At 71.7% G+C, this 25890-nt stretch carries 17 protein-coding genes; 8 read left to right on the forward strand and 9 right to left on the reverse strand.

The genetic code is table 11. From position 1 onward, the window contains the following. The first annotated feature begins 2 nt into the window (after nucleotides 1-2). Nucleotides 3-2954, forward strand: a complete 2952-nt coding sequence (locus tag ABFY20_RS18160; RefSeq protein WP_368497603.1) for a hypothetical protein — start codon at nucleotides 3-5, stop codon at nucleotides 2952-2954. On the opposite strand, the gene ABFY20_RS18165 is transcribed toward ABFY20_RS18160, so the two are convergent. Continuing rightward, entirely contained in the window at nucleotides 2878-5217 is a 2340-nt protein-coding gene (locus ABFY20_RS18165; protein WP_368497604.1) for a DUF2510 domain-containing protein, read from the reverse strand. The genes ABFY20_RS18160 and ABFY20_RS18165 overlap by 77 nt on opposite strands. A 249-nt stretch (nucleotides 5218-5466) precedes the next feature. Here ABFY20_RS18165 and ABFY20_RS18170 point away from each other — a divergent pair, with 249 nt between their 5' ends. Beyond that, entirely contained in the window at nucleotides 5467-5955 is a 489-nt protein-coding gene (locus ABFY20_RS18170; protein ID WP_368497605.1) for a hypothetical protein, read from the forward strand. Nucleotides 5956-5980: 25 nt separating this feature from the next. On the opposite strand, the gene ABFY20_RS18175 is transcribed toward ABFY20_RS18170, so the two are convergent. The 6 genes from ABFY20_RS18175 to ABFY20_RS18200 all read right to left on the reverse strand — a co-directional run bounded on the left by ABFY20_RS18175 (nucleotide 5981) and on the right by ABFY20_RS18200 (nucleotide 14956). Continuing rightward, nucleotides 5981-6712, reverse strand: coding sequence for a Type 1 glutamine amidotransferase-like domain-containing protein (locus tag ABFY20_RS18175; protein WP_368497606.1), 732 nt, complete (start codon nucleotides 6710-6712; stop codon nucleotides 5981-5983). Further along, nucleotides 6709-9504 (reverse strand): sugar-binding domain-containing protein, encoded by a 2796-nt coding sequence (locus ABFY20_RS18180; protein ID WP_368497607.1) that lies wholly within the window; start codon nucleotides 9502-9504, stop codon nucleotides 6709-6711. Before ABFY20_RS18180 ends, ABFY20_RS18175 begins: the two co-directional genes overlap by 4 nt. Next, a complete protein-coding gene (locus ABFY20_RS18185) occupies nucleotides 9501-10337 on the reverse strand; it encodes a carbohydrate ABC transporter permease (RefSeq protein ID WP_368497608.1) in 837 nt (278 codons plus the stop codon). The genes ABFY20_RS18180 and ABFY20_RS18185 overlap by 4 nt, the downstream gene beginning before the upstream one ends. Continuing rightward, nucleotides 10334-11305: a carbohydrate ABC transporter permease gene (locus tag ABFY20_RS18190; protein WP_368497609.1), complete on the reverse strand. Its 972-nt coding sequence runs from the start codon at nucleotides 11303-11305 to the stop codon at nucleotides 10334-10336. Before ABFY20_RS18190 ends, ABFY20_RS18185 begins: the two co-directional genes overlap by 4 nt. Before the next feature lie 188 nt (nucleotides 11306-11493). Then, nucleotides 11494-13590 carry a DUF6259 domain-containing protein gene (locus ABFY20_RS18195; protein ID WP_368497610.1) on the reverse strand — a complete coding sequence of 699 codons (2097 nt, stop codon included), beginning with the start codon at nucleotides 13588-13590 and terminating at the stop codon, nucleotides 11494-11496. A 97-nt stretch (nucleotides 13591-13687) separates the two neighbouring features. Continuing rightward, complete coding sequence (locus ABFY20_RS18200; protein ID WP_368497611.1) at nucleotides 13688-14956, reverse strand: ABC transporter substrate-binding protein; 1269 nt, start codon at nucleotides 14954-14956, stop codon at nucleotides 13688-13690. Between the two features lie 164 nt (nucleotides 14957-15120). On the opposite strand from ABFY20_RS18200, the gene ABFY20_RS18205 reads away from it, so the two are divergent. Together ABFY20_RS18205 and ABFY20_RS18210 are read left to right on the forward strand one after the other, a co-directional pair. Beyond that, a complete protein-coding gene (locus tag ABFY20_RS18205; RefSeq protein ID WP_368497612.1) occupies nucleotides 15121-16440 on the forward strand; it encodes a DUF3863 domain-containing protein in 1320 nt (439 codons plus the stop codon). Continuing rightward, nucleotides 16437-18938, forward strand: coding sequence for a family 78 glycoside hydrolase catalytic domain (locus ABFY20_RS18210; RefSeq protein ID WP_368497613.1), 2502 nt, complete (start codon nucleotides 16437-16439; stop codon nucleotides 18936-18938). Before ABFY20_RS18205 ends, ABFY20_RS18210 begins: the two co-directional genes overlap by 4 nt. Here the strand turns inward: ABFY20_RS18210 and ABFY20_RS18215 are convergent. Next, nucleotides 18887-19645, reverse strand: a complete 759-nt coding sequence (locus ABFY20_RS18215) for an SDR family NAD(P)-dependent oxidoreductase (RefSeq protein ID WP_368497614.1) — start codon at nucleotides 19643-19645, stop codon at nucleotides 18887-18889. The two genes, ABFY20_RS18210 and ABFY20_RS18215, sit on opposite strands and share 52 nt — an antisense overlap. 86 nt (nucleotides 19646-19731) lie before the next feature. On the opposite strand from ABFY20_RS18215, the gene ABFY20_RS18220 reads away from it, so the two are divergent. The 4 genes from ABFY20_RS18220 (at nucleotide 19732) to ABFY20_RS18235 (ending at nucleotide 23248) form a co-directional block, all read left to right on the forward strand. Further along, nucleotides 19732-20640 (forward strand): SIS domain-containing protein, encoded by a 909-nt coding sequence (locus tag ABFY20_RS18220; protein WP_368497615.1) that lies wholly within the window; start codon nucleotides 19732-19734, stop codon nucleotides 20638-20640. Continuing rightward, the gene (locus ABFY20_RS18225; protein WP_368497616.1) at nucleotides 20637-21590 is read left to right on the forward strand and encodes an NAD(P)-dependent oxidoreductase; all 954 of its coding nucleotides are present in this window, start codon (nucleotides 20637-20639) and stop codon (nucleotides 21588-21590) included. The genes ABFY20_RS18220 and ABFY20_RS18225 overlap by 4 nt, the downstream gene beginning before the upstream one ends. A gap of 72 nt (nucleotides 21591-21662) precedes the next feature. Then, nucleotides 21663-22316, forward strand: coding sequence for a bifunctional 4-hydroxy-2-oxoglutarate aldolase/2-dehydro-3-deoxy-phosphogluconate aldolase (locus ABFY20_RS18230; protein ID WP_368497617.1), 654 nt, complete (start codon nucleotides 21663-21665; stop codon nucleotides 22314-22316). Further along, nucleotides 22313-23248 carry a phosphotriesterase gene (locus ABFY20_RS18235; protein ID WP_368497618.1) on the forward strand — a complete coding sequence of 312 codons (936 nt, stop codon included), beginning with the start codon at nucleotides 22313-22315 and terminating at the stop codon, nucleotides 23246-23248. The genes ABFY20_RS18230 and ABFY20_RS18235 overlap by 4 nt, the downstream gene beginning before the upstream one ends. On the opposite strand, the gene ABFY20_RS18240 is transcribed toward ABFY20_RS18235, so the two are convergent. Next, nucleotides 23235-25757, reverse strand: a complete 2523-nt coding sequence (locus ABFY20_RS18240; RefSeq protein WP_368497619.1) for a glycoside hydrolase family 2 protein — start codon at nucleotides 25755-25757, stop codon at nucleotides 23235-23237. The two genes, ABFY20_RS18235 and ABFY20_RS18240, sit on opposite strands and share 14 nt — an antisense overlap. Between the last annotated feature and the right edge of the window lie 133 nt (nucleotides 25758-25890).

Consider the following 25890-nt stretch of genomic DNA (forward strand, 5'->3'; position numbering starts at 1 on the left):
CGGTGACGAGACCCGCCACGCGACGGCGCACCGCGCATCCGATCGACCGGGTGCCGGGGCCGCTGCGGCGAGTGGCCCGCGGGCGCCTGCGTCTCGTCGCTCTCGGGCTCATCGGCGCGGTGCTCGTCGCCGCGTCGCTGCTGCAGTCGACCTCGTCGCAGCTGCTGCAGCAGACCCTCGACGCGAACTGGCGGGGCGACTACGACATCCTCGTGACCGCGGCGGGAGCGTCGCCGCTGGTGGAGGGCGGGGAGACGCTGCTGCCCCCGTCGGCCGTCACCGACGCCTCCCTGGGGCATCTCTCCGACGTCGAGGTGGCACGGGTTCAGGGGCTCGAGGGGGTCGAGGTCGCCGCTCCGATCGGTGAGATCTCGACCACCACCACGGGGGTGTCGAAGGTCACGCTGACCATCCCGCTCGACGGCTCGGCCGACGGCCCGCGGGCCTACCGGGCGACCACCTCGCTGCTGCTCGACGACGGCATCACCGAGCCGCGCACCGTGCGCGGCTCGGTCGACTTCGTGGTCGACCAGAGCGCGTGGACCGGCTTCCCCACCGACGCCGACACCGACACCGGCGCCGGGGGCGGCAACCGCATCCGTGTCGTCACCTCGACCGGGGAGGTCGGCTACGGGCTCGAGACCGACGTGGCCGCGAACATCGACTACATCTACGGCGATGCGGGCGCGGCCGACGGGCTGCCACCCGGGCAGGGCGTCGTGGCGCTGACGCTCCCCGTCGAGGCGGTGCAGACGGCTCACCTGGTGCTGGTCGACCCGGTCGAGGAGAAGAAGCTGCTCGGGGCGTCGGGCTCGGTGATGGACCCGCTCATCGCGACGAGTCAGCTCATCGGACGCACGGCAGACCACTTCTTCTCGGCGGCGAATCCGCCGGCCCCGGGCGACGACCTGCTCACCCTGTTCGACAAGGGCGTCGCCTCGCAGCCGATGCCCGTGCTCACCCGCACCGTCGAGCATCCGTCGTCGACCCTCAGCGTCGAACTCGCTGCTCTCGACACGCCGGAGGGGGTGGCCGCCCAGGCGCTCCAGGGCATCACCGACGACGGCGGGGGCGTGCGCGGCGTCGACCTCTCACACGTCTCGGCCGCACCGGCGGGGTCACCGACGACGATCTACACCGGCGACCCGGGCGACGCCCTCTCGCCGCTCAGCTTCGCGGCGGTCGACATCGGCTGGCCCGGTTTCACGCTGCCACCTCAGCCGTCGTACGCGAGCTACCCGCTGTTCCGGCTCGCGGGCTCGCCCATCCTGTCGTCGATCGCGCCCGAGGCCGCCTCGGTGGCGCGCCCCACCGTGATCGCCGCCGACGACCCGGATGCGCGACCCACGGTCGAGCTGACGGCCTCCGGTGTCGACGACGGCGAGCTGCTCTTCACCACGCTCTCCCCCATCCCGAGCGTCGAGGCGGCCGGCCTCGGGCCGTCGGAGACCGCTACCTGGCCGGTGGGATCGTTCACGCCCGAGGAGTTGCAGCCCGCCGGGGCGGGGCTCGGCCGGGTGGGGCTCGGCTACGACGTGGCCGACCCGCTCGCCCTCGACGCCTCGGGCTCGCCCGCGGCGGCCGTGCCGGCGTCATGGTCGGGGCTCGGCCTGAACGTGTCGGGGGCGCTCGGCGTCGCCGATCTGGAGAATGCGCAGTACCTGAACGTCGACGAGCCGGTGTCGTCGATCAGGGTGCGGGTGGCCGGGGTGGCGGGGTACACGCCCGAGGCGCAGGCGCGCATCCTCGACGTCGCCGCGCGCATCAGGGCTCTGGGGCTGACGGCGACCGTGGTGGCGGGGTCGTCGTTCGAGACGGTGCCGGTGACGCTGCGGGCGCCGGAGGGGGCGGTCGGCGCGACCGGCTCGGGCGGGGCGGTCGTGGCGTCCGGCTCGGGCGGGGCTCCCACCGCTGCGTCCGCCGCATCGGCCGGGGGCGCGCCCGCGCCCGTCGTGGCGCTCGAGTACTCGCGCCTAGGTGCGGCCGCGAGCGCCGCCGACGGCGTCTCGGCGACCGATCTGGCGCTCGTCGTGATGGCGATGGTCGCCGGGGCCGCGCTGCTCGTGACGGTGCAGCTCGGTTCGGTCGCCGCCCGGCGCGGTGACACGGTGGTGTTGCGGCAGATCGGCTGGCCGAGGGCGCGGATTCGTCGCTGGCTGGTGGCGGAGGAGGCGGTCGCGCTCGTCGTGCTCGCGGCGCTCGCGGCGGCTGCCCTGCTCCTGTCTGCGGTGCCTGAGGTGACCCTGCCGCTAGCCGTGCTCGCGGTCGCCGCGAGCGCCGCGATCTCCGCGGTGCTCGTGCTCAGGGGTTCGCGCCCCGAGGCGCCGCCCCGCGTCGGCGGGCGGGCCGCAGCGCGCCCCCGACCGACCACGCCCGACGCCCTCGGTGTGCGTCTGGCCTCCGCACGTCGCTCGTCGACCACCACCCTGGCGCTGGGGTTCGCGCTGCTGTTCCTGGCCACCGCTACGGCCGTCGTCGTCGTGCGCCTCGGCGGTCAGGCGGCGGGTGCGACACGTCTCGGCCGGTTCGCCTCCGCCTCCGCCCTGCTGCCGCAGGGGGTGCTCATCACGGTGACGCTCGTGTCTGCGTGCGCGCTCATCCTGGTGGTGCGGCGGCTCGGCCTCGCGCGCCGCCACACGGAGACCGACGCCCTGCGGGCGATGGGCTGGCAGCGACGGCATCTCGGCCGTGCGGCCATCGCCGAGGTGCTCGGCGCGGCGGTTCCCGGGCTCGTCGTGGGTGCGACCGCGGCGGTGGTGGGGTCGCTGCTCGTCGCTCCCGTGGCGGTGGTGCCCGCCGTGCTCGCCGGCTCGGCCGCGACGGCCCTCGTCACCGCGGCCGTCGTGCGGGCGTCGGTGCCGAGGGCCGACGCTCGAGCTAAGGGGTGGCGTAGGCCGGGATCGAGGAGTCGATCATCCAGTTGTCGTTCTCGGCCCTGGCCGCGACGTCGGTGAAGCCGGAGTCGGGGATCATCAGGTACGCCGACGGGTCGCCCCCGTCGTTCCAGGTGGTGTCGACGGCGAGCCAGGCGCCGTCGATGAGCACCTTGTTCCAGGCGTGGGCTCCGCCCGAGTACACGTCACCCGACACCACGACCGTCTCGACCCCCGCGGCGTTCGCGAGAGCGTTGAAGGCGTAGGCGTAGCTGGCGCACACCCCGGTGCCGAGCAGGAGCGTTCCGGTCGCGTTCCACGCGGCCTCCCGCCCGACCGGGATGGCCTGCTGGGCCTGCATCTCGGCGAACGCCTCGTCGTCGTACTCGGCGTTCGCGACCAGCCAGTCGTTCAACGCCGTCACCTTCTGGGCGGCGGTCATGTCGTCGGTCGTGACCGCACCCACCACCTCGTCGACCCGCTGCTTGAGGTTCGCCTGCAGCGCCTTCACCTCGTCGGTCGGGATGGAGTAGGTGACGAGGAGCGTGTCGCCGCCGTCGCGCAGCCCCATGTAGTTGACGTTGAAGACGTACGGGTTCTGATAGCGGGCCTCCATCGCGGCGTCGTACGGGTCGGGCGCACCCGGCTGGTCGACGTACTCCGAGATGTCGATCGACGTGGTCTGCGCGATCATGTGCTGTGCCAGGTACTTCGTGAAGTCGGTGCTGCCGTAGACCGGGTAGTCGGTGGGCGGCGCCTCGGCGAGCGGCTCCTCGTCGACGTTCTCGGGCGGCGCGTACGCCTCGAAGCGGGGCAGGCCCGTGTCGGGCGCCGCGGCCTCGGCGGCGGCGTTGAACTGAGCGGCGGCGGCGACGGGATCAGGGGTCGACCGTTTCGTGACGGGGATCCATTCGCCGAGCTGGGTGCCCCGGCCACGGAGCGGGAAGATCCAGCGGTCGCCGTAGTCGAGGATGCCGGTCTCGTCGATGTAGGCGACCGTCGACCGCGTGCGGCCGTCGATGCCCGTGAACGGGAGGATGGTCTGCACGTTCTCGATGCCCTCGATGTAGCCGCTGGCGCCCCATTTCTTGAGGTCGCCGGCGGCGTAGAAGGCCACCTCCAAGGGCAGCGAGCCCGCGGTTCGCACGAGGTCGTGCGGCGAGTACGGCGAGTAGTGGCCGCCGCCGGTGGCGATCACGCCGAGGTCGAAGGCCTGCCCGACGTTCTCCTCGTACTCCTCGGAGGGATTGCCGTCTTGCTGGTCGTCGGAGCCCGCCCGGTAGCTGAACGCCTTCAGGTTCACGTTCTGCTGCGTGACCCAGGGGGCGTCGTTGACGTCGTAGATGTCGGTGGCGCTCGACCACTCGGTGCCGTCGACCTCGGCCACGAGGCTCAGGTTTCCTTGATCGCCGGTGGCGTCGGATGCGGTGACGATGATGTACGACTCGGCACCCTCGACGGGGTCCCATGAGAGCGTCATCGTGCCGTCGCCGGCGGGGTCGCTGAAGGTGACATCCGGCACCTCGAGCTCCGATTTCACGGTGAAGCGGGTGACGACGGGCTTCTCCTTCGGCGTGCCGTCCTTCTCGAGCCGGGTGACGAGGAAGTACTCCTCGTGCAGACCCCACTGGCCGTACTGGTAGCTGTCGTACCCCGGATCGGTCTCGTCCATCACGGCGCGACCGCCCTCGGGCGCGTTCGACCCGAAGGCGGTGCCGGTCTCGCTGCCCGAGATCGAGATGTCGGCGCCCGGGTCGAGCTGGAACGCATGGAACTGGGCGGGCTTCGTGAGCGCGGCGTCGTAGAACACCTGCACCGCCCAGTCGTCGGGCCCGCCCCGCTCGCCCTGCTCGAGGCCGGCCTCCTCCATGTGGGCGGCGTTCACCGCCTCGAGGTCGTAGTCGACGTCGAGCAGGAACTCGTGGTCGCGCTCGAGGTCGAGCATCGGCTCGGTGTAGTCGTAGATCGCGGAGCGGTCGGTGTAGAGCGAGGCCTGCGGCGAGGTGATGCCGGGCACGACGATGAATGCCGCCACCAGCGCGAGCACGGCGACCACCGCGACACCCGCCGACACCAGGCCGATGACGAGGCCCCGGCGGCGCTTGGGCTTGGCGGGGCGCTCGGCAGGCGCCTGCTGCGCGGGTGCAGGCTGCCCGGCGGGCGCGTGGTGCGCGGGCTGCCGGCCCGGTACCTGCGAGTCCGCCGCCGGCGGCGGGTAGGCCGCCGGCTGAGGGGCCGGATGCACGTGCTCCGTCCACCGCGTGCCGTCCCAATAGCGCTGGATGCTCGCATCCGCCGGGTCGGGGTACCAGCCCGCGACCGCTCCACCGTCAGATTCCGCCACAGCGAATCCCTCCCCCGAAGTGATCCCCGCGCGCTCGCCTCGGTTCTCGCGGCGCGTCGGTCACCTTCGATCCTGCCCTGAAACACGGTCGGGCGGGATGACGTGGGTAGTTCTCACCAGGACACCCGGCGTCGACGGTTCGCGACCGAGCGCGCGACGGTCTAGTCTGCTGGTGGTGCGCCGGGAAGTCTGGTCGGCGGGTGACTCGAAGGGAGTCGCTCTTCCCGATCAGGAAGGCCCCATGTGCCCATGAAGACCTCGCCCCTCGTCGTCGTGTACGGAGATCCGCTTACCGACGCCCTCACCCGCGCTCTCGCGGCCTCCGGTGTGAGCGTGCTGCACCCCTCGGCGCCCGCCGAGGTGCCCCGCCTCGGCGACATCGACGCCCTGCTGGTGCAGGTGCATCCCGATGCGCTGCAGGGAACCGTCGACCCACGGGCGTGCCGCCGGCGGGTTCGTTCGGTGCTCGGCGATCTCGCTCCCCTCGAGGAGCACGACTGCAGGGTCGTGCTGCTCGTTCAGGTTCCCGGTGCCGGCTCCCCGGCTCTCGCCGACGGCGTGCAGCGCGAGATCGACCGCTGCGGCCGACGCGGCGCGAAAGGCGGGCTGCCGGAGTCGGCCGTCGACGCCGTCGTCATCCCGCACTCCCCCGACGTCGCCGACGTCGCCGCGAAGGTGATCGCCTCCCTCCGCGGTGAGACCGCCGGCCGCGTCGAGGTCGCGGGCTCGCGCCGGTGACCACCGCCCACGCGATGCGCTCGCCTCAGAGTGTTCTGACGTCGAGGGTGTGCTCTGAGGCCGTCTCAGACGAGGATGAGCGCTCGACGCGGTGGACGGTGCCGCCGGTGGGCTCGCGGAGCGCCTCGATGAGCGCGCCGTCGCGGTAGAGCACGGCGGTGCCCTCGTCGAGACCGTGACCGGCGGGAAGGCGGCCCTCGGCGATCGCGCTGTGGAAGAGGGGTCGGCGCAGCGGCTGCGAGTCGTAGTGCACGGCGAGCGAGGCCGGCACGAGCGCCAGGCCGTCGTCGACGAGGTCGAGCGCCGGGCCGCGTGAAGAGGTGGGGCCGCCCACGTGCCAGCAGAGGGCTCCTGCAGACGTGCCGGCGAGCACGGTGCCACGCCGGGCCGCCTCGATGAGGAGCGAGTCGAGACCGTGAGCACGCCAGAGCGCCAGCAGGTTGACCACACTGCCGCCGCCCACCCAGACGAGATCGGCGTCGGCGACGATCTCGTCGAGCGGCTCGTCGGTGCGCCCGAACAGGCGGAGGTGCCGTGCGCTCACCCCGGCGAGGCGCGCGGCGTCGAGCTCGATGGCCTCGCCCTGCCGGGGGTCGCCGCCCGCGGTGTTCACATAGAGCACGCGCGGGGCTCGGCCCGAGACCCCCGTGAGCTCGACGGCGAAGCGCTGCAACGGGCTGAACTCGAGCTCGGCGCGCGTGGAGGGCTGCCAGCCGCTGCAGGTGGCGAGCACCGTCGTTCCCTGCGCGTCGGTCATGCCGACACCCCGACGGGATCGGCGTTCCACGCCCGAACCGAGAGCGACGCGAACGACACCTCACCCTCCACTCCGACCAAGCGCGTCTCGCCGGGTGCGAGCCCGAAGGCGTCGTCGTGCAGCAGCGCCCCCGGACCGTGCGGGAAGCCGTCGACGAGCACCAAGGGTGCGGGCACCTCACCGACGTTCTGCACCTCGAACCCGCCGTCGACGGCACGTGCCGCGAGCCGGGTGGGTGGAAGCTCCCAGAGCGGGGCCGGCCGCTCGGCGGCGTAGGCCGCGAAGTACGGCGCGAGGTCGGCCTCCCAGAGCTCGTCGGGGGCCGAGCGCTCGAGCTCCTCGATGCGCTCCCCGCGCTGCCGCGCGTTGAACCAGTACCACTGGCTGATGGCCTCGCCCCGCGCATCCGTCATGCGCACCTCCAGGTGCAGCGGATGCGCGCGGCCGGGCACGAGCGCAGAGAACCGCTGGGCGAGCACTCGCTGGTCGGGCGCCACCGCCACCGTGCCCGCCCAGCTCGCGGCCACCGTGAGGTCGGCGTCCCACAACCGCACCTCCACCTGTGCGTCGAGAGGCTCGGGGGTGTCGTTGGCGACGTGGACGTCGGCCTCGAAGAGCTCGCCCGGAGCCCAGTCGAGCCGGTTCGTCACCGCGAACACCGAGCGGGGCCGGCTGAACGACCGGGCCAGGTAGTAGGAGCGCTTGGGCCGGCCGTAGAAGTCGGCGACTGCCCACGACGACCCGGGGAACACTTCGCCGAGCTTGTAGAACCAGTAGGCGCTGGTGTGCTCGCCGCTGCCAGACCTGGCGCGTTCGGAGGCGAAGCGGAGCGCCTCGCCCTGGGCGACCTGGCTCGCCTCGACGAAGGTCGCCCAGTCGACGATCGGGCCGTAGTCGGCGTAGCGCAGCTGCTTCACGATGTCGAGGAGCGAGAACTGCGCCTGGTGCTGCAGGATGGCGCCGTGGGCGGGAGGCGGCCACTCGTCGAGCAGTCCGGGGTCGAGGAACTCGGCCATGCTCTCGAGCGAGCACTGGCTCGACAGCCCGTATTCGCCCCACACCGCCCCGTCGACCGCGGTGTAGCCCTCGTCGATGCGGGCTCCTTCGTGGTAGACGGTGTAGCTGTGCACGCTGCCACCCCACGGGTCGGTGCGATGGAACGGGCGGGAGTCGTCGAGCGCCGTGGTGCGCCGCCCCGCGAGCAGCAGCAGCTCGTCTCCCGACCGGGTGAGCTCGTTCTCGTTGCCGCCGCCCCACATGATGAGCGAAGGGTGGTTGCGAAGCGCCCTCACGATGCGCGTGACCTGGTCGTCGACCGCCGCCAGCGAGACCGACGAGGCCCCGGGCAGCCCGAAGCAGAACGGGAACTCCTGCAGCACGAGGATGCCGAGCCGGTCGCAGGCCGCGTAGAACCGTTCGCTCTCGACGATGCCGCCGCCCCAGGCCCGCAGCATGCGGAGCCCCGCGTGTCGGGTGAGCCGCAGCAGGTGCTCGTCGACCGAGCCGTCGCGTTCGGTGAGCGGGTCGGTCCAGCACCAGTTGGCACCGGTGAGGAAAAGGGGCCGCCCGTTCACGACGAACTGCCAGCGGTAGAACTCCTCGCCCTGCCAGTCGGGCAGGGCCGCCATCTCGATGGTGCGGATGCCCGTCTCGACCTCGACGGCGTGACCCGCGACCGCGATCTCGACGCGGTACAGCGGCTGCTCGCCGTACCCGAACGGCCACCACAGCCGCGGCCGGTCGACCTCGATCTCGAGCTCGAAGCGGGTGCGCGGGCCGGTGAGCTCGACGTCGAAGGCGCGTGACGCGACGACGGCGCCCTCGTCGCTGCACACCGTGACCGTTCCCGAGACCGTACCCCGCGCATCCGTGTGGTCGCGCGCGTCGGCGCGCACCCGGAGCAGTGCCGTGTCGGCATCGGCCCTCGCCGTGCTCACGAACGGATGCACGAGCTCCACCTCGGGCACCACCTCGAGCCGCACCGACCGCCACAGGCCCATCGAGATGAGGTGCCCGTAATGCCACCCCCACCCGGGAGACCCCTTCATCACGCCGTGCCAGTCGTGTGGCGGCGGGTCGATGCGCACGACCAGCTCGTGCTCGCCGCCGGGAGAGACGAGCGAGGTGACGTCGACCTCCGGGCCGCCGAACATGCCCTCCTGGCGGGCGATCGGCGAGCCGTCGAGGTAGACGGTCGCCGCGTAGTCGACGCCGTCGAAGGCCAGACGGATGCGCCGGCCCTCCCATGTGGCCGGCACCGTGAAGCGGCGGGCGTACCACCACTCCTGCTGCTCGATGCGGGTGCGGCGGAAGTGCCACGGCCAGTGCTCGGGCACGCCGTGTTCGACGAGCTCGTCGTAGGTCGAGGAGCCGAGGAGCGGATGCGGAGTCCTTCCCGCAGCCGCGAGGGCGCCCTGCACGGTGCCCGGCACGGTCGCGGTCGTCCAGGAGCCGCGGTCGGTCTCGGGGCGGAACCATTCCGCGGGCTCGTGCGGAGGCTTCGATCCGGCGGGCTCGGCCCAGCGCTCGATCGAGAACTGCTTCTGCGGCACGGAGCCCGCCAGCAGCCACTCGCCGTCGAGCGAGAGCGGCGCAGGGAGGGGTGTGTGGAGGAGTGCGTGGAGGGGCTCGGCTTGCGCCGACGGGGTCTGACGCGCACCCGCATCCCCCGCATCCGCCGCCCGGGAGTCGACCCGCACGGTCGGCACGGCGAGATCGGCCTCCACTGCCCCGTCGCCGACGAGCGCGGCCCTGGCGTAGGCGGAGAGCTCGACGTCGTCGAGACTGCTCACTTCACCGCGCCCGCATAGAGGCCGCTCACGAAGTAGCGCTGGGCGAAGATGAAGATGAGCAGGATGGGCAGGCTCATGATGAGCACCGCCGCCATGATGTTGCCCCAGTCGGCCAGGTACTGCGCCTTGAAGTAGAGCACGCCCGTGGTGAGGGTGCGTTTCGTCGGATCGGTCAGCAGGAGTTGCGGCACCAGGTAGTCGTTCCAGATGCCGACCCCCTGCAGCACCCAGAAGGTCGCGATGGCGGGGCGGGCGAGCGGCAGGTAGATGGTGCGGAACAGGGTGAAGTACCCGGCGCCGTCGACGACCGCCGCCTCGACGATCTCTTTCGGGATCTGCCGCATGAAGGCCGCCATGAGGAAGACGCCGAACGGGATCGCCCCGGCGATGTAGACCAGGATGACACCGAGGTAGTTGTTGATGAGCCCGAGGTCGCGGATGACGCGGAACTGCGGCACCAGCGCGAGCTGCAGCGGCAGGAAGATTCCCGCTGCGATGAGCAGGTACGCCACCGAACCCAGTCGCGACACCCGGCGCACGATGGCGTAGGAGGCGAGCGCGGCGATGAAGGTCGCCGCCACCATGCTGGTGACGGTGAGCAGGATGGAGTTGAGGAACAGGTTCGTGAAGTCGGCCTCGACCCACGAGGTGACGAAGTTGTCGAAGGTCCAGGTCTGCGGCAGCCCGGTGGGGTTCGTGAGCACCTCGAGGTTCGGCTTGAACGCCGTGATCACCATGATGAGCAGCGGGTAGATCATGATGAGGCTGAGGCAGATCAGCAGCAGGTTGATCGGCACCCGACGTGCCAGGCGCTTGGCGGTTCGACTGTTCATCGGGCGTTCTCCTCGGCGCTCATGCGGTTGTTCAGCCTGTTCTGTGCCCCGGCGATCACGATGAGCACCACGATCACGATGAGGGCCATGGCCGAGGCGTAGCCGAAGTTGTTCGCCACGAGGCCCTGATGGAACACCTCGGTCATGTACAACTGGGTCGAGTCTCCCGGCCCTCCCCTGGTCATGAGGTAGACCGTGTCGAAGGCGCGGAGGGCGCCGTTCACCGAGAGCACCAGCACGAGCCCGATCGAGGGGATCATGAGCGGGATGGTGATGTGCCGCATCGCCTTGAAGCCCCTGGCGCCGTCGACGCGGGCCGCCTCGTTGATCTCGGCCGGGATGGTGGAGAGGCCGGCGAGGAAGATGACGACGTTGAAGCCGAGTCCGCTCCACAGGTCGACGAGGATGACACTGTAGAGGGCGAGGTCGTAGTTGCCGAGCCAGTCCTGCGCGAGCCCGCCGAGGCCCACGTCGCGCAGCAGCGAGTTGATGGTGCCGTTCGTCGGGTCGTACATGAAGCTCCACGTGAACACGATGGCCACGGGGCTGATGACGATGGGGGCGAAGAACACGGCCCGGTAGATGTTGCCGAGACGCAGCTGACGGTTCAGCAGCACCGCGATGAGGAAGGCGAGCACGGTCTGCACGACGACCTTGAAGAAGGCGTAGATGCCGGTGTTCGCGATGGCCTTGGTGAGGGTGGGGTCGCCCGAGAAGATGCGCACGAAGTTGTCGAGGCCGATGAACTCGGCGGGGCGGTTGAACCCCCTGGCGTCGGTGAAGGCGGCGAACACCACCTGCAGCATCGGCCAGATCGTGAAGATCGTGTAGATGATGAGGGCGGGGGCGATCGCGATGAGGAACTTGCCCATCGTCGATCGGTCAGACCAGACGCGGCGCTTCCAGGACGTGCGGTCGGTGGTGACGGTCGGGATGACGCGGACGTCTTCGACGCGGGTGCTCGTCATCGGGTGCCTTCCGTCCGACGGTGCGCGGCCGTGTCGGCCGCCGTGTGCCACTTCGTCATGGCTCCCTCGCAGATCTTCATCGATATGGACGGCGCTCGTGCGCCATGTAGCAATACTACATCTTTTGGGCGTGGATGGGCATCCTGGGCGCTGAGCAGCGCTCCAGAGACCCCGATCGGCTAGCGGCGCTACACCCAGCCGCGAGAGCGAGCGAGTTCGGCGGGCACGATGACCGCGGCGTCGCCGGGCTGCACGGTCACCCGGCCACCCGCGAGCGGCTGGGCGGCGTCGGAGCCCGGGAGCAGCACGACGGCGTCGGAGCCGTCACCCGCGTCGACCTCGAACTCGCGCTCCCCCTCGTCGAGGTGGGTGACGACGGTCACGGTGGGCCCGCCCGCGGCGGCCCGCCATCGTGTGGCGTACGGGTGCGGGGTCGCGTCGCCGACGGCGCGCACACCCGCGTCGGGCTCGAGCTCTCCGGTCCACAGCCACTCCGCGAGTCGTCGGCGCAGCGCATCGACCTGGCCGACATAGGCGACGGTGAGCGGAGCATCCGTCGGCCTGCCCTTGAAATGGAACGGCTCGATGCTCGCCGCGTAGCCGTAGAGCAGGCACTGGTTCACCATCGACCTGTCGTCGAAGCCGATGAGGGCGGTGGAGATGGCGGCCCCCGGGCGCAGGCGCCGCCCGATCGGCAGGTGCCGCGGCGAGGCGCTGCGAATGTAGGAGGCGTCGTAGAACTCGAACTGGCCGTCGAACGCACCCTCGGCCGCCACGATGAACTCGTCGGTCTCGGCGAGCGCCGCCTGCTGCAGGGCGGCGACGAACTCGGCGTCCCAGGTGAAGGTCGAGGCGCCCGGTTCGTGACCGTGGTTCTCGGCGAAGCAGAGCAGGGCGCGCCCGTGGTAGAGCGACTCGTCGTTGAGGAGGCCCGCCGCGCCCCAGCGCGCCATCTGGGCGGCCTCGGCGGCGAAGCGTTCCCGCAGTGCGGGCGATGAGAAGCAGAGCGGCACGTACCAGGGGGTGCTCATGCCGTAGCGCTTGCGCGCCGAGTGGTAGACCGGGCCGGGCTGGGCGTAGGGCTGGCCCTGCTCGTCGAGGCAGACCGAATCGGCGAACTCCTCCCAGTAGGGCCCCGGCTTCTCGACCCACTGATACTTCGTGTAGAGCACGGCACGCACGCCGCGTTCACGCGCGCGGGCGAGCGCGGCGACGAGGGCCGCCTCGCCACCGAGACGCTCGGAGGGGCGGTGCACCGGCACGAGCCCGTCTTGCCCGCCCTCGTTCCAGCCCACGATCTGGATGGCGCCGATGCCCGCATCGGCGCACTCGTCGACGATGTCGCGGAGCGTCGCGAAGTCGAACCGCACCTCGCCCTCCGTCGACATGAGCTGCACCTGCAGCCAGGAGTGAGGCGAGTCGAGCCAGGCGGCCCGGGGGCGCCGCCGCGGGTTCTGGGTGACGCGGTAGGCCTCGAGGCCGGCGAGCCAGTCGCCGCCGTACACGGCGACCGTCATCGGCACCGCCTCGAACGAGCTGCCGCCCGTGGGCACCTGGATGGCGTCGACAGTGACGGTGGCCGGATGCGCGCCGTCGCCACCCGTGCGCAGCAGACTGTCGGCGTACCCCGGTTCGAGCGACGCCCGCCATCCGATGAACTCCGTGGTGGGCGTCGTCGGCATGACGGCGAGCCCGTCGTTCTCGCGTGCGAGCAGGATGAACGGCGAGGTCGGGTTGCACACCACCTCCGGTCGCAGGTTGCCGCTGGCGTAGTCGGGGAAGACCGTGCCCCAGTAGGGAGCCGTGCTCTCGAAGCGCGGCAGCAACTCGTGGCGCGAGCCCTGCGTGTACTCCGCGCGCACGAGCTCGAGACGGCCGTCACCCGCGGCGACGACTCCGGGGAGAGAGGGGAACCGCACGGCCTCCACGCGCACGTCGTCGTCGAACCCGGCCCTCAGGGTGGCGTCGAGCCGCCCGTCGTGGAGCTCGAGCGTGGCCGTCGCCGTGCCGGCGAGGCGTTCGCCCGCACTCGTCACGAGCTCCCTCCACACCAGCTCCACGCCGCGACCGTCGGCACGCATGCGAACCTCCGACACCCGCTGCTCACGCGTCTGCACCACGACCGTGCGGTCGCCGTCGCGCGGGATCTCGAGCACGAACAGGCCCGGGTGCGGGGCGGCGACGAGCGTGCCGCCGGGGCCGTCGACTCCGAGCACACCCCCCGTCGCCGCATCGATCCGCACGGTGGTGCCGGCGTCGGTGAGGGTGATGTCGCCAGTGGTCATGATGTCCTCGGTCGAAACTGTCGCCCGGCGGGTCGCGGGCGGGGGCAGACGAGCGCGCGCCCTGCCCGGTTCGAACCGGGCAGGGCGCGCGTCACGGTCACTTGTTGTCGGCGCGCCACTGCTCGAGGGCGGTGTCGAGCGACGACAGCACCTGCTCGGTGCTCTGCTGACCGCCGATGAGGTTCTGCAGACCCACCAGCAATTCGTCCTGCACCGACTTGGCGGTGGGCGAGAAGGCGGCGATGAAGGTCTTGCCGTCCCACGACTCCTGCATCTCGGGGTACAGCGGGTCGACCTCGGCGCCGACCGAGACGGTCGTGGTGGTCGGGAACTGCTTCACCTTGGTGAGGAAGTCGAGGTAGACGTCATCCGACATGAAGTAGTCGAGGAATTTCTGAGCGGCGTCGACCTTGTCGTTGCCCGGGTTCACGCCGAAACGCACCTGGTAGGTGCCCCACAGGTCGTCGACCGGGGTGTCGGTGGTCGGGAAGTTCATGTAGTCGACGTCGAGGTCGGCGGTACGGGCGTCGGGGAGGATCCAGGCGGCCGGGAACATCGCCGCCTGTCCGCCGAGGAAGGCCGACTGGGCTGCCGTCTGGCTCGTGCCGAGGGGGTTCGGCATGTAGTAGGGCGTCAGCTCCTTGACGATGTCGAGCGACTCCTTCCAGGCGTCGCTGCTCGAGAAGTCGGCGTCGCCCGCCGCCATCTCGGCGGCGAGGTCTTCGTTCGCGCCGTGCTCCGCGAGGGCGTAGTACACGATGAACTGCGGCCACCAGTTGTCCTGCGCCGACATGGCGAAGGGCGTGATGCCCGCGTCGAGGAGCTTCTGCGCGTCGGCCTTGAGCTCGGTGTAGGTGGTGGGGGCGGCGTCGATGCCGGCCTTCTCGAAGAGCGCCTTGTTGTAGATGATGCCGTTGCCCGAGAGCGAGATGGGGAGGTTGGAGACGGCGTCGCCCTCCTCGCCGCGGTGGCTCTCCTTCGCGGCGTCGGGCGTGAGCTTCGACAGGTAGTCGCTACCGCCCTCGCTGAGATCGGCGGCGAAGCCGTCGCGCACGAAGTCGTCGATGTTGCCGAGGTCGAAGCCGTAGACGTCGGGGCCGGCTCCACCCGACAGACGCGTCTTCAGGATGTTGTCGTAGTCGTTCGTGTTGAAGAACTCCGCGTTGATGGTGATGTCGGGGTTCGCCTCCTCGAAGGTGTCGATGACGTCCTGGTACGCCTGCTGCGTGTCCCCGCCGTCGCCCCACATGAGGAAGCTGAGTTCGGTCTTACCGCCGTCGCCGCCACCCGAGCCGGAGCATCCGGCAAGTGCTGTGACAGCGAGCGCGGTCGCGAGCGCCGTGGTGACCGTGAGCCACTTCTTCATGGCCTCTCCTTCAATATCGTCGTTGATACGGATCGCGCGTGGTGCCCGCTCGATCTGTCATGCTGTAGTCAGGCTACACAAATTCCGGCCAAAAGCCAGCATTCGACCGCAATCGGCGCTCGAATCGGGACAATTCGGTTAGTTTCACTACGCAAAGGAGCATCGTGACCCCCTCCACCGGCAGAGCGATCGGCAGACGCCTCACCATCAACACGGTGGTGCGTCGACACCAGATCGAGGCGACGCGCGACCGCTGGCTCTGGGAGGACGAATCGGAACGGCACAGCGCCGCGTTGATCGACCGGTTCAGCTCCACCGTGCGCGACGCGGTTTCCGACGCGCGGGTCACCTGGGCCCTCTCCTGGGGCGCCCTCACCGACGACAGCCCCCGCTACGCCGAGGTGCGGCGCGAGGTCGCGCGCTGCGCATCGGCGTTCGGCGACGACGTCACCTTCGTCCCGGGCGGCTTCTTCCCCAACCTGTACGGCTCGCGCGAGTCGGTCGCCCGCGACATCGCCGACGCCGTCGCGCTCATCGAGGACGAGTTCCAACGCGAGACGCGGTCGCTGGTGGCGGGCTTCCTCTCGGCCGAGAACACGGCACGCGCCCGTGAGGAGCTCGGCATCCGCACCGTGCAGGGCAACATCTGGAGCCAGTTCGACATCGACCTGCAAGACGGCGACGGTTCGATCGCCTACCCCTACCGCCCCTCGCGCGAGCACTTCCTCCGCCCCGCCCGGGGCGACGACCGCATCGACGTGGCGATGCTCGACGGCTGGACCGTCGACCTCGTCGCCGCGCGAGCAGCGGGCATGGGCCCCGACGGCACCGGCTTCAACTCGCGGCTCGGGCTCGGCCCCATCGAGACGCTGCACCGGCTGCCACGCGCCGACGCGCTCGCCGAGCTCCGGGCCACGAGCGCCGCGCACCTCGGAGCCCGGAACGTGGAGCGCAACGGGCTGGGCTGGCTCACCGTGAACTACGAGATCAGCGAGGTGCACCGCGGGCTCGAGACCGACCCCGACCTCCTCGACGCCTGGGGCGGATGGCTCGCCTCGCTCCGGGAGGAGTGGCCCGATCTCGCGGTGACCCCGATCGCCGACTTCGGTGCGGAGTGGTCGGCGGCGAACCCCGACGACGCGGCGCTCGCCTATCTGCTGCAGCAGGAGGGCTCCGGCGTCCAGGCCTCCACCCTCGGCGAACGCGTCACCTGGTTCATGTGCTCCGACTTCCGGCTCGGTGTCGTCGACGGCACCTCCGACCCGCTGGTGTTCGACTACACCGACTACCGGCCGGCGGCCCAGGAGCCCACCGAACTCGGCGACCGGCGATGGAGTCTGCTCGGTGAGATCAACCAGAAGCGCACGCGACCCCAAGACGCCTCTCAGGCCATCGGTTCCTTCCTGAACGCGCACCCCGACGTCCTGTCGGGCCTGCGCACGCGCTGGGGCACCCGCGCCGAGCTCGCGGAGCTGCTCCCGTGAGCCCGTCGAACCTCCGCGTCGAGCACACGGTCGAGCCCGTCGGCGTCGATGTGTCCCCCCGCTTCTCCTGGTACGGCTCCGGCGCCTGGCGTCTCGATGTCGCCGGGCCGGGCGGCCCGCTGTGGTCGGCATCGGGAACCGGGCGGCCGGCCCCGGAGGTCGAGTACGACGGCCCCGCCCTGTCACCGCTCACCCGCTACCGGTGGAGCGTCACCACGAACGGCTCGAGCACCTCCTCGGCCTTCGTCACCGGCGTGCTCGACGGAGACTGGCGCGGTGCGCGCTTCGTGGGCCACGCGCATCCGTCGGGGGCCGCTCCTCTGCTGCGGCGGGAGTTCACCGCGCCGACCTCGGTCGCCGAGGCCTACCTCGTCGTCGCCGCCGGCGGGTACGCCCGCGTGGCGATCGACGGAACCCTGGTCGAGCCCTCGGTGCTGAGCCCCGGGTTCACCGACTACGACGTCACGGCGCAGTACACGGTCACCGACGTCACCCCACTCCTCGCCGCCGGTCGACGGCACGCCATCGGGCTCGAGCTCGGTCGCGGCTTCTACGGCATGGCCGCTCCGAACACCTGGAACTGGGAGACCGCCCCCTGGCACGCCGAGCCCTCCGCCCGCCTGCTGCTCGTCATTCGCGACGAGCAAGGTGCCGAGCACGTCGTGACGACGGATGCGTCGTGGCGCGCCATCGACGGACCGACGCGGTACGACGACCTGCACGGCGGCGAAGACCACGACGCCCGACGCGAACCGCCCGGCTGGGACGCCCCCGGGTTCGACGACCACGACTGGGACACTGCCTGGATCGTGGCCGGCCCGCGCGGCCGGCCGGTGCACCAGCGCCAACCCGCCGTCGAGGTGGCGGAGCGCTTCGACCCCGACTCGATCGTCGAGATCGCGCCGGGCCGCTGGGTGCTCGCCTTCCCGCGCGTCATCGCGGGCTGGCTCGAGATCGAGGCGGAGGGAGCTGCCGGGGAGGTGATCGAACTGCGGCACGGCGAGCGGCTGCGCTCCGACGGCAGTGTCGACACCGACGACCCCCTCGGCTACTTCGCCGGCCGCTTCCAGCTCGACCGGGTCGTGCTCGCCGGCGCCCCGGTCTCCTGGCGACCGCGGTTCGTCTACCACGGCTTCCAGTACGCGGAGGTGCGGGCGGCCCGGCTGCCGCGGGTGCGCGCCGCCCTCGTGCACACCCGCGCGCCGCGCACCGGCTCGTTCGGGTGCGACGACGCGCTCCTTGAGACCGTCCACGAACTCACGGCGCGCACCGTGCTGAACAACCTGCACGGCATCCCGACCGACACCCCGATGCTGGAGAAGAACGGCTGGACGGGCGACGGCATGGTGGGCGCCCGGCTCATGCTGCAGAACCTCGACGTGCACGAGCTCCTCGCCAAGTGGTGCGCCGACATCGCCGCGTCTCGCCACGGCTCGGGGGCGCCGACCGTGCTCGCACCCGACGGCGGCTGGACGATGGACTGGTCGCCCGCCCCCACCTGGCACGCCGCCCTCGTGCTCATCCCGTGGGAGCTGTGGATGCAGCGGGGCGACCGCCGCGTGCTCGTCGACCTCTGGGCCGATGCGAGCGACTACCTGCGCTTCGAGCTGGCCCGCACCGTCGACGGCATCGCCGACACCACCCTGGGCGACTGGGTGAGCCCCGAGACGTCGGCGGGGGGTGGCAACGCCCCAGAAGACACCCGCATCGCCGCCACCGCGTTCCTCGTGGCGATGCTCGACGTGCTCGCCGAGTGGGCGACGGAGCTCGGCGAGCCCGCCGGGGAGTGGCGCGACGCGGCGGCCCGCTCCCGCGCCGCCTTCGTCGCCCGGTTCGTGCGCGACGGCATCGTGGCGGGCGACGGCGACGAGGGCTTCCGGCAGGCCCACGGCGTGCTCGCCCTCGCCTTCGACCTGCTGCCCGAGCCGCTCCGCCAGGGCGTCGCCGACAGCGTCGCCGCCGACGTACGCGCCCGCGGCGACCACCTCTCGACGGGTGCGCTCGCCACGAAGCACCTCCTGCCGCAGCTCACCCGCTTCGGCCACGCGGATGCCGCGCTCGCCGTCGCGAGGCAGACCACGTTCCCGAGCTGGGGGTTCTGGGTGGCCCAGGGCGCCACCTCGCTCTGGGAGCACTGGAAGCCCGAGTCGCGCTCACGCGGCCACTACTTCCTCGGCACGGTCGACGACTGGCTGTTCGCCGAGGTGGCCGGGCTCTCCCCGCTCGCACCCGGATGGCGCCGGGCGCTCATCGCACCGCGCGTTCTCGAGGTGGGGGGCGCATCCGCGTCGGTGGAGACCCCGTACGGCACACTCGCCGTGCGGTGGGCGGTGGGCGACGACGGGCATGTCGAGCTCGACGCCACCGTGCCCGAGGGCGTCACCGCCACGCTGTGCCTGCCCGGCACCGAGAGGGAGCTCGCCTCGGGCAGGCACGGCGTGAGGTCTCACCAGGCGGTGTACCCGCCGTCGACGGTGACGATCGAACCGGTGATGTAGGAGGCGGCGTCGGAGGCCAGGAAGGCGACCAGCGACGCCACCTCCTCGGGCCGGCCGAGCCGCCCGAGGGGGGTGCGCCGCTCCCAGTCGGCCCACCACTCCTCGGGCACGCCGTCTTTGGTGAGATCGGTGCCGATGTAACCGGGCGCCACCGCGTTGATGCGCACTCCCGCCTCGGCGAACTCGATGGCGAGACTCTTCACGGCGAGGTGCACCGCACCCTTCGAGGCGTTGTAGGCGGCCTGCCGCTGGGGGGCGTTGGCGATCTCGCCCGACATCGAGCCGATGGCGACGATCGCCGACCCGGCGCTCATGTGACGGAGCGCCTCACGGGCGCACAGGAAGGTTCCCGTGGCGTTGACGTCGAGCACCCGGCGCCACGCCTCGACGTCGAGCTCGAGCGAGGGCGTGTGGTCGGCGATGCCCGCCGAGGTGACGAGCAGGTCGAGCCTGCCGAACTCCTCGGCGACGGCGGCCATCGCGGCGGCGACGGCCTCGGCGTCGGTGACGTCGAGATGCCGGTAGTGCACCCCGGGGCCCTCGGTGAAGGCGGCAGCAGCCGCCGTGCCGAGTTCGTCGAGCACGTCGACGATCACGACGCGCGCGCCGAACTCGTGCAGTGCCGTGACGATCGCGTGGCCGATGCCGCGCGACCCCCCGGTCACTACGGCGACCCGCCCTTCGAAACCCAGCAGCTCGCGATACATGTGCGCCTCCTTGCGTCGATGTCACTTTGTAGTGATACTACATACCGTAGCGGATGCCCCTTGCCGCTCGAAAGAAGGAGACGCCGGTGTCTGTTGCCGAACCCCTCGACCCGCCCGCGCACGGCGCGACCGACACGCTCCTCGAGCGCATCACGCGCCATCTGCCTGAGCTCCGCCGGTCGGAGGCCAAGGTGGCCCAGCTCGTGCTCGGCGACCCGAACGGCGCCCTGCAGTACACGATGGCCGGTCTCGCCGAGGCGGCCGAGGTGAGCGAGCCGACGGTCATGCGCTTCTGCTCCTCGATCGGCTGCGAGGGCTTCCAGGACTTCAAGATCCAGCTCGCCCAGACGCTGGCCCTCGGCCTCCCCGTCACCCACTCGTCGATCGCCGCCACCGACTCGAGCGCCGACATCGCCGAGAAGATCTTCGACCACACCATCTCGAGCCTCGACCGCGCCCGGCGCAACCTCGACCCGGCCGCCATCGAGAACGCGACGGCGACGCTGCTCGATGCGAGCGACATCCTCTTCATCGGGTTCGGCGCGAGCGGCATCATCGCCAAAGACGCCCAGCAGAAGTTCCCGCTGTTCGGTGTGCCCTGCCAGGCGCCCGAGGACTTCCACCAGCAGTTCATCGCCGCCACCATGAGCGGCCCGAAGAGCGTGGTCGTGGCCATCTCGAACACCGGTCACACCGAGCAGACGCTCACCGTCGCCGACGCCGCCAAGCGGGCCGGCGCCCGGGTCATCTCGCTCACCGGCCGCCCCAGCGCCCTCTCCGAGCTCGCCGACGTGCCGCTCGTCGTGCGCACCTTCGAGGACACCGACGTCTACACCCCGAGCACCAGCCGCATCGCCGGGCTCGTGGTGGTCGACGTGCTCGCCACAGCGGTGGCGCTGCGCCGGCCGCCCGAGCACAACGCCGCGGTGCGCCGCATGAAGAGCGAGCTGGCCCGGATGCGCCAGGCCCCGCCGGCAGAGGGCTCCGGCTCATGAGCGGTGCGGTTCTCGTGACCTCGCGGTCGTTCGGTGCCGGGCGCCTCGATCTCGCCGCGCGGGTGGCCGAGCACGGCTACCGCATCGTGCGGGCCTCGCCCTCGCACGACACCGCCGAGCTGGCACCGCTGCTCGAAGACGCCGTCGGCTGGATCGCCGGCACGGGCCCGGTGACCGAGGAGCACCTCTCCGTCGCACCGTCGCTCCGGGTGGTGGCCCGCTACGGGGTCGGAGTCGACCGCGTCGACCTCGCCGCCGCCGCTGCGCACGGCGTGGTGGTGACGAACACCCCCGGCGCGAACAGCTCCGCCGTGGTGGAGCACACGATGGCGCTGCTGCTCTCAGCTCTTCGCGGCATCCCCGCCGCCGACCGGCGCGTGCGACAAGGCGACTGGGGCGGCTGGCGCACCCGGGAGCTCTCCGCCCTCGCAGTGGGCGTCGTGGGGCTCGGCCGCATCGGCCGCGGCGTCGTCGACCGCCTCCGCGCCTTCGGGCCCACCCTCTCCGGCGCCGACCCCTTCGTCCCCGACGACGACCCGCTGTGGCGAGGGCTCCGCCGCACCAGCGCCGCAGCCCTCGCCGCGGAGGCCGACGTGGTGTCGCTGCACGCGCCGGGCGGCGCCACCATCGTCGACGAGGAGTGGCTCGCAGCCTCCGACCGCGCCGTCATCGTCGTGAACACCGCGCGCGCCGACCTGGTCGACGAGGAGGCGCTCGCCTCGGCGCTGCGCTCGGGCCGGGTGGTGGCATACGCCGCCGACACGCTGGCCACCGAGAACCACGGCTCGGGCGCCTCCCCGCTCCTCGCCGACGACCTGGCCGACCGCGTCACGATCACCCCGCACCTCGCCGCCCAGACGGTGGAGGGTGTCGACGGCATGGGCGGCATGGCCGTCGAGAACCTGCTCGCCGTGCTCGCCGGCGAAACCCCGCCGAACCCCGTGTCCTGACGACGGTGCCGCGCGCCCGGCACGGTCGCGCTCCCGATTTCCACCCCGTCCGATCCCCTCGAGGAGAACCCCATGACCGCCACCCCCCTCATCGACCGTTCCCGCACCGTCGACGCCCTCCGCGCCACCAGGCTCGTCGCCGTGGTGAGGGCCTCGGATGCGGCGAGCGCCGTGCGGGGCGTCGACGCCCTGGTCGCGGGCGGAGTGCGCGGAATCGAGATCACCTTCACCACCCCGGGGGCGACGGAGGCGATCGCCGAGATCGCGCGCCGCCACGGCGACGACGTCGTGCTGGGCGCCGGAACGGTGACCCGGCCCGAGCAGGCGGGTGAGGCCGTCGAGGCGGGCGCGACCTTCCTCGTCTCGCCGGGGACGCATCCATCGCTCACCCCCGCCCTGCGCGACACGGGCGCCGCCCTGCTGCTCGGGGCCCTCAGCCCGAGCGACGTGCTGGCGGCACTGGCCGAAGGCGCCGACGTGGTGAAGCTGTTCCCCGCGTCGCTCGGCGGGCCCGCCTACCTGCGCTCGCTGCGCGGCCCTTTCCCCGAGGTCGACTTCTGCCCGACCGGAGGGGTCACCCCCGAGACGATCCCCGCCTGGCTCGACGCCGGAGCCGTCGCGCTTGGCGCCGGGAGCGAGTTGTGCTCACGGGCGAGCCTCGACGCCGGCGACTGGGCGGGCATCACCGAGACCGCACGCCGCTTCGTCGCCGCGCTGCCGCGGTGATCGGGCGCATCCGCACGGTCACGGGCGACATCGACCCGGCCGAGCTCGGCCCCGCCGACTACCACGAGCACCTCTTCCAGGTGTCGCCGCTGCTGCCGGGCGACGACCTCGACGACGAGGAGGCGAGCGGCGCCGAAGCGGCCTCACTGCTGCGTTCGGGGTTCACGGCGATGGTCGATGCGACGCCGCTCGGCCTCGGACGTCGGCCCGAGGCCCTCGCGCGCATCTCGCGGGCGACCGGCCTGCGGGTGGTGATGACGACGGGCGTGCACCGCCGCGAGCACTACGCCACCGACTCCCCCTTGCTCGGCGCGGATGCGGGCACGCTCGCTGCCGCTTTCGTGCGCGACCTCGAACACGGTGCGCGCGAGGGGCTCGACCCCGAGCCCGATCGGAGCGCCCCGTGCGCGGGCCTGCTCAAGGCCGGCCTCGGGTACTGGCGCATCGACGCCGCGGCGGCGCGCTGCATCGAGGCGGTGGGCGTCGCGCACGCCGCCACCGGCGCCCCCGTCATGGTGCACCTCGAGCACGGGAGTGCGGCGCACGAGGCGCTCGATCTGCTCGGCTCGCACGGGGTGGCCGCCGACGCCGTCGCGCTCGCGCATGTCGACCGCAACCCCGATGCCGGGCTGCTCGGCGAACTCGCCGCGCGCGGCGCGTACCTCGGCGTCGACGGCCCGGCGCGGCACCGCGAGTGGCCCGACTCCGTGATCGTCGGGCTCATCGACGATCTCGTGCGGGCGGGGCACGGCGACCGCGTGCTGCTCGGCGGCGACGTGGCGCGCGCCTCCCGCTACCGCGCCTACGGCGGGCTGCCCGGCCTCGCCTACCTCGGCGAGCGCTTCCTGCCGCGGGTCGTCGCGGCCGTGGGCGCCGAGGCCGCCGCCGGCATCACGACGGCGAACCCGGCGCGCTGGCTCAGCTGGCGCTGAAGCGCATCCGCTCGCCCTCCCGGGCAGCCGGCGCCCCGCCGCCCACCACCGCAGTCCGCGGCGGAACCAGGTCGTTGGCGCTGCGCACGACGGTCTCGTGGAGGAAAGCGAGCGGATCGAGCCCCTCGGGTGCCTGAACGGCGAACTCGACGGTCTCCCCCGGGAGCAGGGTCACGAGCGCGGTGTCGACCCTGGCATCGGGATGCACGCGGTCGACCAGCAGCGTGAGGTCTTTGAGCACCTCGGTGGCCGTCACCGTGACGCGGTAGTCGCCCCCGCCCGCCTCCACCGCCGAGGCGCGGTAGGGGCGCCTCGCGACGAGCAGCTCGGGGTCTTCGGCGAACCACCTCAGCGCCCGCTCGCCCGTGCCGAGCTCGGCCACCACGAGCTCGTGGCGCGGGTCTCCGGGCAGTGCGATCTCGGGCGGCAGCGGGAGCGTGAGGCTCTCGCGGGCCGGAACCCGCAGGGTCAGCTCCGTGCGCGCGAGCTCCTCCCCCGAGAGCGTGAGGCGGCGGAGCACGGCGGTGGTCTGCCACGCCTCCGCCGCATCGTCGTGAAGCGCGAGCACGAGACCGCTGGGGCGCGGCTGAACCGTGACCAGGCGGTCGGCGAACACCCGGCGCATCGCGTGCCAGAGCGGCTTGCGATGCCCCAGCGAGTCGACCGCCGCCCACGAGATCACCGGCCAGCAGTCGTTCAGCTGCCAGACGATCGACCCGTGGTTGAGCGGATGCAGCGACCTGAAGTGCTCGATGCCGAAAGCGACCGCCCGCGCCTGGTTGAGCTGCGTCGCCCAGTGCCAGTCGTCCATCGAGTCCCAGCGCGCGATGTGCGCGCCGAGCCCGCGCTCGAGCTTGGCGTTGCCTTCCCTCGCCTTCTGGTGCACGAGCATCGTCGGGCCGAACGGATCGGCAGGCTCGTCGTGCACCACCGAGAACAGCGTCGACCAGGCCGGCGGGCCTTGGAACCCGAACTCCGAGACGAACCGCGGCCGGTACGAGCGATAGCTCTCGTAGTCGACCTTGTTCCAGACGTCCCAGATGTGGGTGGTGCCGTGCGCCGGGTCGTTCGGGTGCACGTAGTGGCTGAACCCGTACGGGCTCCCGGCCGAGTAGGGCGTGCCGGGCGCGAGCTCGGCGACGATGGCCGGGAACAGCTCCTGGTAGTACCCCTCGCCCCAGGTCATGCCGGCGAGGCGGGCCCGCCACTCCCAGTCGACGTAGCCCCAGAGGTTCTCGTTGCCCCCGTTCCACAGCACGAGACTCGGATGCGCGGTGAGCCTCGCCACCGCCTCCCGCGCCTCGGCGGCGAACTCGTCCCACAGCTCCGCGTCTTCGCTGTAGGCCGCGCAGGCGAGCAGGAAGTCCTGCCAGACGAGCATCCCCTGCTCGTCGGCGAGGTCGTAGAACTCCTCCGACTCGTAGATGCCGCCGCCCCACACCCGCAGCAGGTTCATCCCGGCCTCCGTCGCATCGTCGAAGCGGGCGGCGAGGCTGTCGCGGGTGGAGCGGGAGAAGAAGGTGTCGTCGGGAATCCAGTTGGCCCCGCGCACGTACACCGCCTCGCCGTTCACCCGGAGCGAGAAGGCGCTGCCCTCGTGGTCGGGCGAGGTGTCGAGCTCCACCGAGCGGAAGCCGATGCGGCGAGCCCAGCTGTCGCCGCCCGCGGTGACGACGAGCTCATAGCGCGGCTGCTCGCCGTGGCCGCGCGGCCACCACAGCTCGGCGTGCGGAACGGCGAGGTCGAGCACAGCCGTCGTCGCCCCGGCGGGCAGCACGGCACACGCCTGCACCCCGGCGACTTCGGCTGTGAGCTCCAGCTCGGCCCGCTGAGCGGCTGCCGCCCGCTCGACGTCGACATGCACGGCCACCCCGCGGCCGACGCTCGCGCGCCCACCCCGCACGATCGGCCGCACCGCCGCGATGCGTGCCCCGCTCCACGACTCGAGCCCGATGCGCCGCCAGATGCCCGCCGTGACGAGTGCGGGGCCCCAGTCCCAGCCGAAGTTGCAGGCCGTCTTGCGGATGGCGTTGAACGGATGCACGTACGAGTGCGGTCGCACCCCCAGCACCCGCTCGCGCTCCTCCGCGTGATCGAGCGCCGACTCGAAGACCACCTCGAGCTCGTTGCCGCCCTCGCGAAGCAGCTGCCGCACGTCCCAGCGCCAGGAGCGGTGCTGATTGCGGGTGGTCGCGACGGTGGTGCCGTTCAGCACGACCGTCGCCACGGTGTCGAGGCCGTCGGCGACCAGATCGACCCGCTCAGACCCGTCGTCGACCCAGGTGAAGGCGGTGCGGTACCCCCACGTGCACCGGCCGATCCACGCCAGCAGTGACTCGTTGTCGTCGACGTAGGGGTCGGGAATCAGCTCAGCCGCCAGCAGGTCGGTGTGCACGACGCCGGGAACCCTCGCGGTGATGCCGTCGGCGAGAGTGCGGTGGAGCGATTCCGGCACGGGGCCTGCCAGCGCGTGAACTGTCCAGTCGGCGGCGAGCGGAACGAAAGTCATACCTCAGAAGTAGCACAACTACACATCTGCGTCGAAATATCGCCCCTCCCGTGGCCAGTGTTGGGAGTTGACCCCCACATCCTGTAGTCTTACTACGCATTCGGGCACCACCACGCCCCATCCCTTCTAGAGG

The sequence above is a fragment of the Herbiconiux sp. A18JL235 genome (assembly GCF_040939305.1).
GTDB lineage: Bacteria > Actinomycetota > Actinomycetes > Actinomycetales > Microbacteriaceae > Herbiconiux.

What these genes read in the sequence shown, in the direction of transcription:
- ABFY20_RS18170 (WP_368497605.1), top strand. Translation starts at nt 5,467, where the DNA reads ATGAAGACCTCGCCCCTCGTCGTCGTGTACGGAGATCCGCTTACCGAC.
- ABFY20_RS18175 (WP_368497606.1), bottom strand. Translation starts at nt 6,712, where the DNA reads ATGACCGACGCGCAGGGAACGACGGTGCTCGCCACCTGCAGCGGCTGG.
- ABFY20_RS18185 (WP_368497608.1), bottom strand. Translation starts at nt 10,337, where the DNA reads ATGAACAGTCGAACCGCCAAGCGCCTGGCACGTCGGGTGCCGATCAAC.
- ABFY20_RS18190 (WP_368497609.1), bottom strand. Translation starts at nt 11,305, where the DNA reads ATGACGAGCACCCGCGTCGAAGACGTCCGCGTCATCCCGACCGTCACC.
- ABFY20_RS18195 (WP_368497610.1), bottom strand. Translation starts at nt 13,590, where the DNA reads ATGACCACTGGCGACATCACCCTCACCGACGCCGGCACCACCGTGCGG.
- ABFY20_RS18200 (WP_368497611.1), bottom strand. Translation starts at nt 14,956, where the DNA reads ATGAAGAAGTGGCTCACGGTCACCACGGCGCTCGCGACCGCGCTCGCT.
- ABFY20_RS18215 (WP_368497614.1), bottom strand. Translation starts at nt 19,645, where the DNA reads ATGTATCGCGAGCTGCTGGGTTTCGAAGGGCGGGTCGCCGTAGTGACC.
- ABFY20_RS18225 (WP_368497616.1), top strand. Translation starts at nt 20,637, where the DNA reads ATGAGCGGTGCGGTTCTCGTGACCTCGCGGTCGTTCGGTGCCGGGCGC.
- ABFY20_RS18230 (WP_368497617.1), top strand. Translation starts at nt 21,663, where the DNA reads ATGACCGCCACCCCCCTCATCGACCGTTCCCGCACCGTCGACGCCCTC.
- ABFY20_RS18240 (WP_368497619.1), bottom strand. Translation starts at nt 25,757, where the DNA reads ATGACTTTCGTTCCGCTCGCCGCCGACTGGACAGTTCACGCGCTGGCA.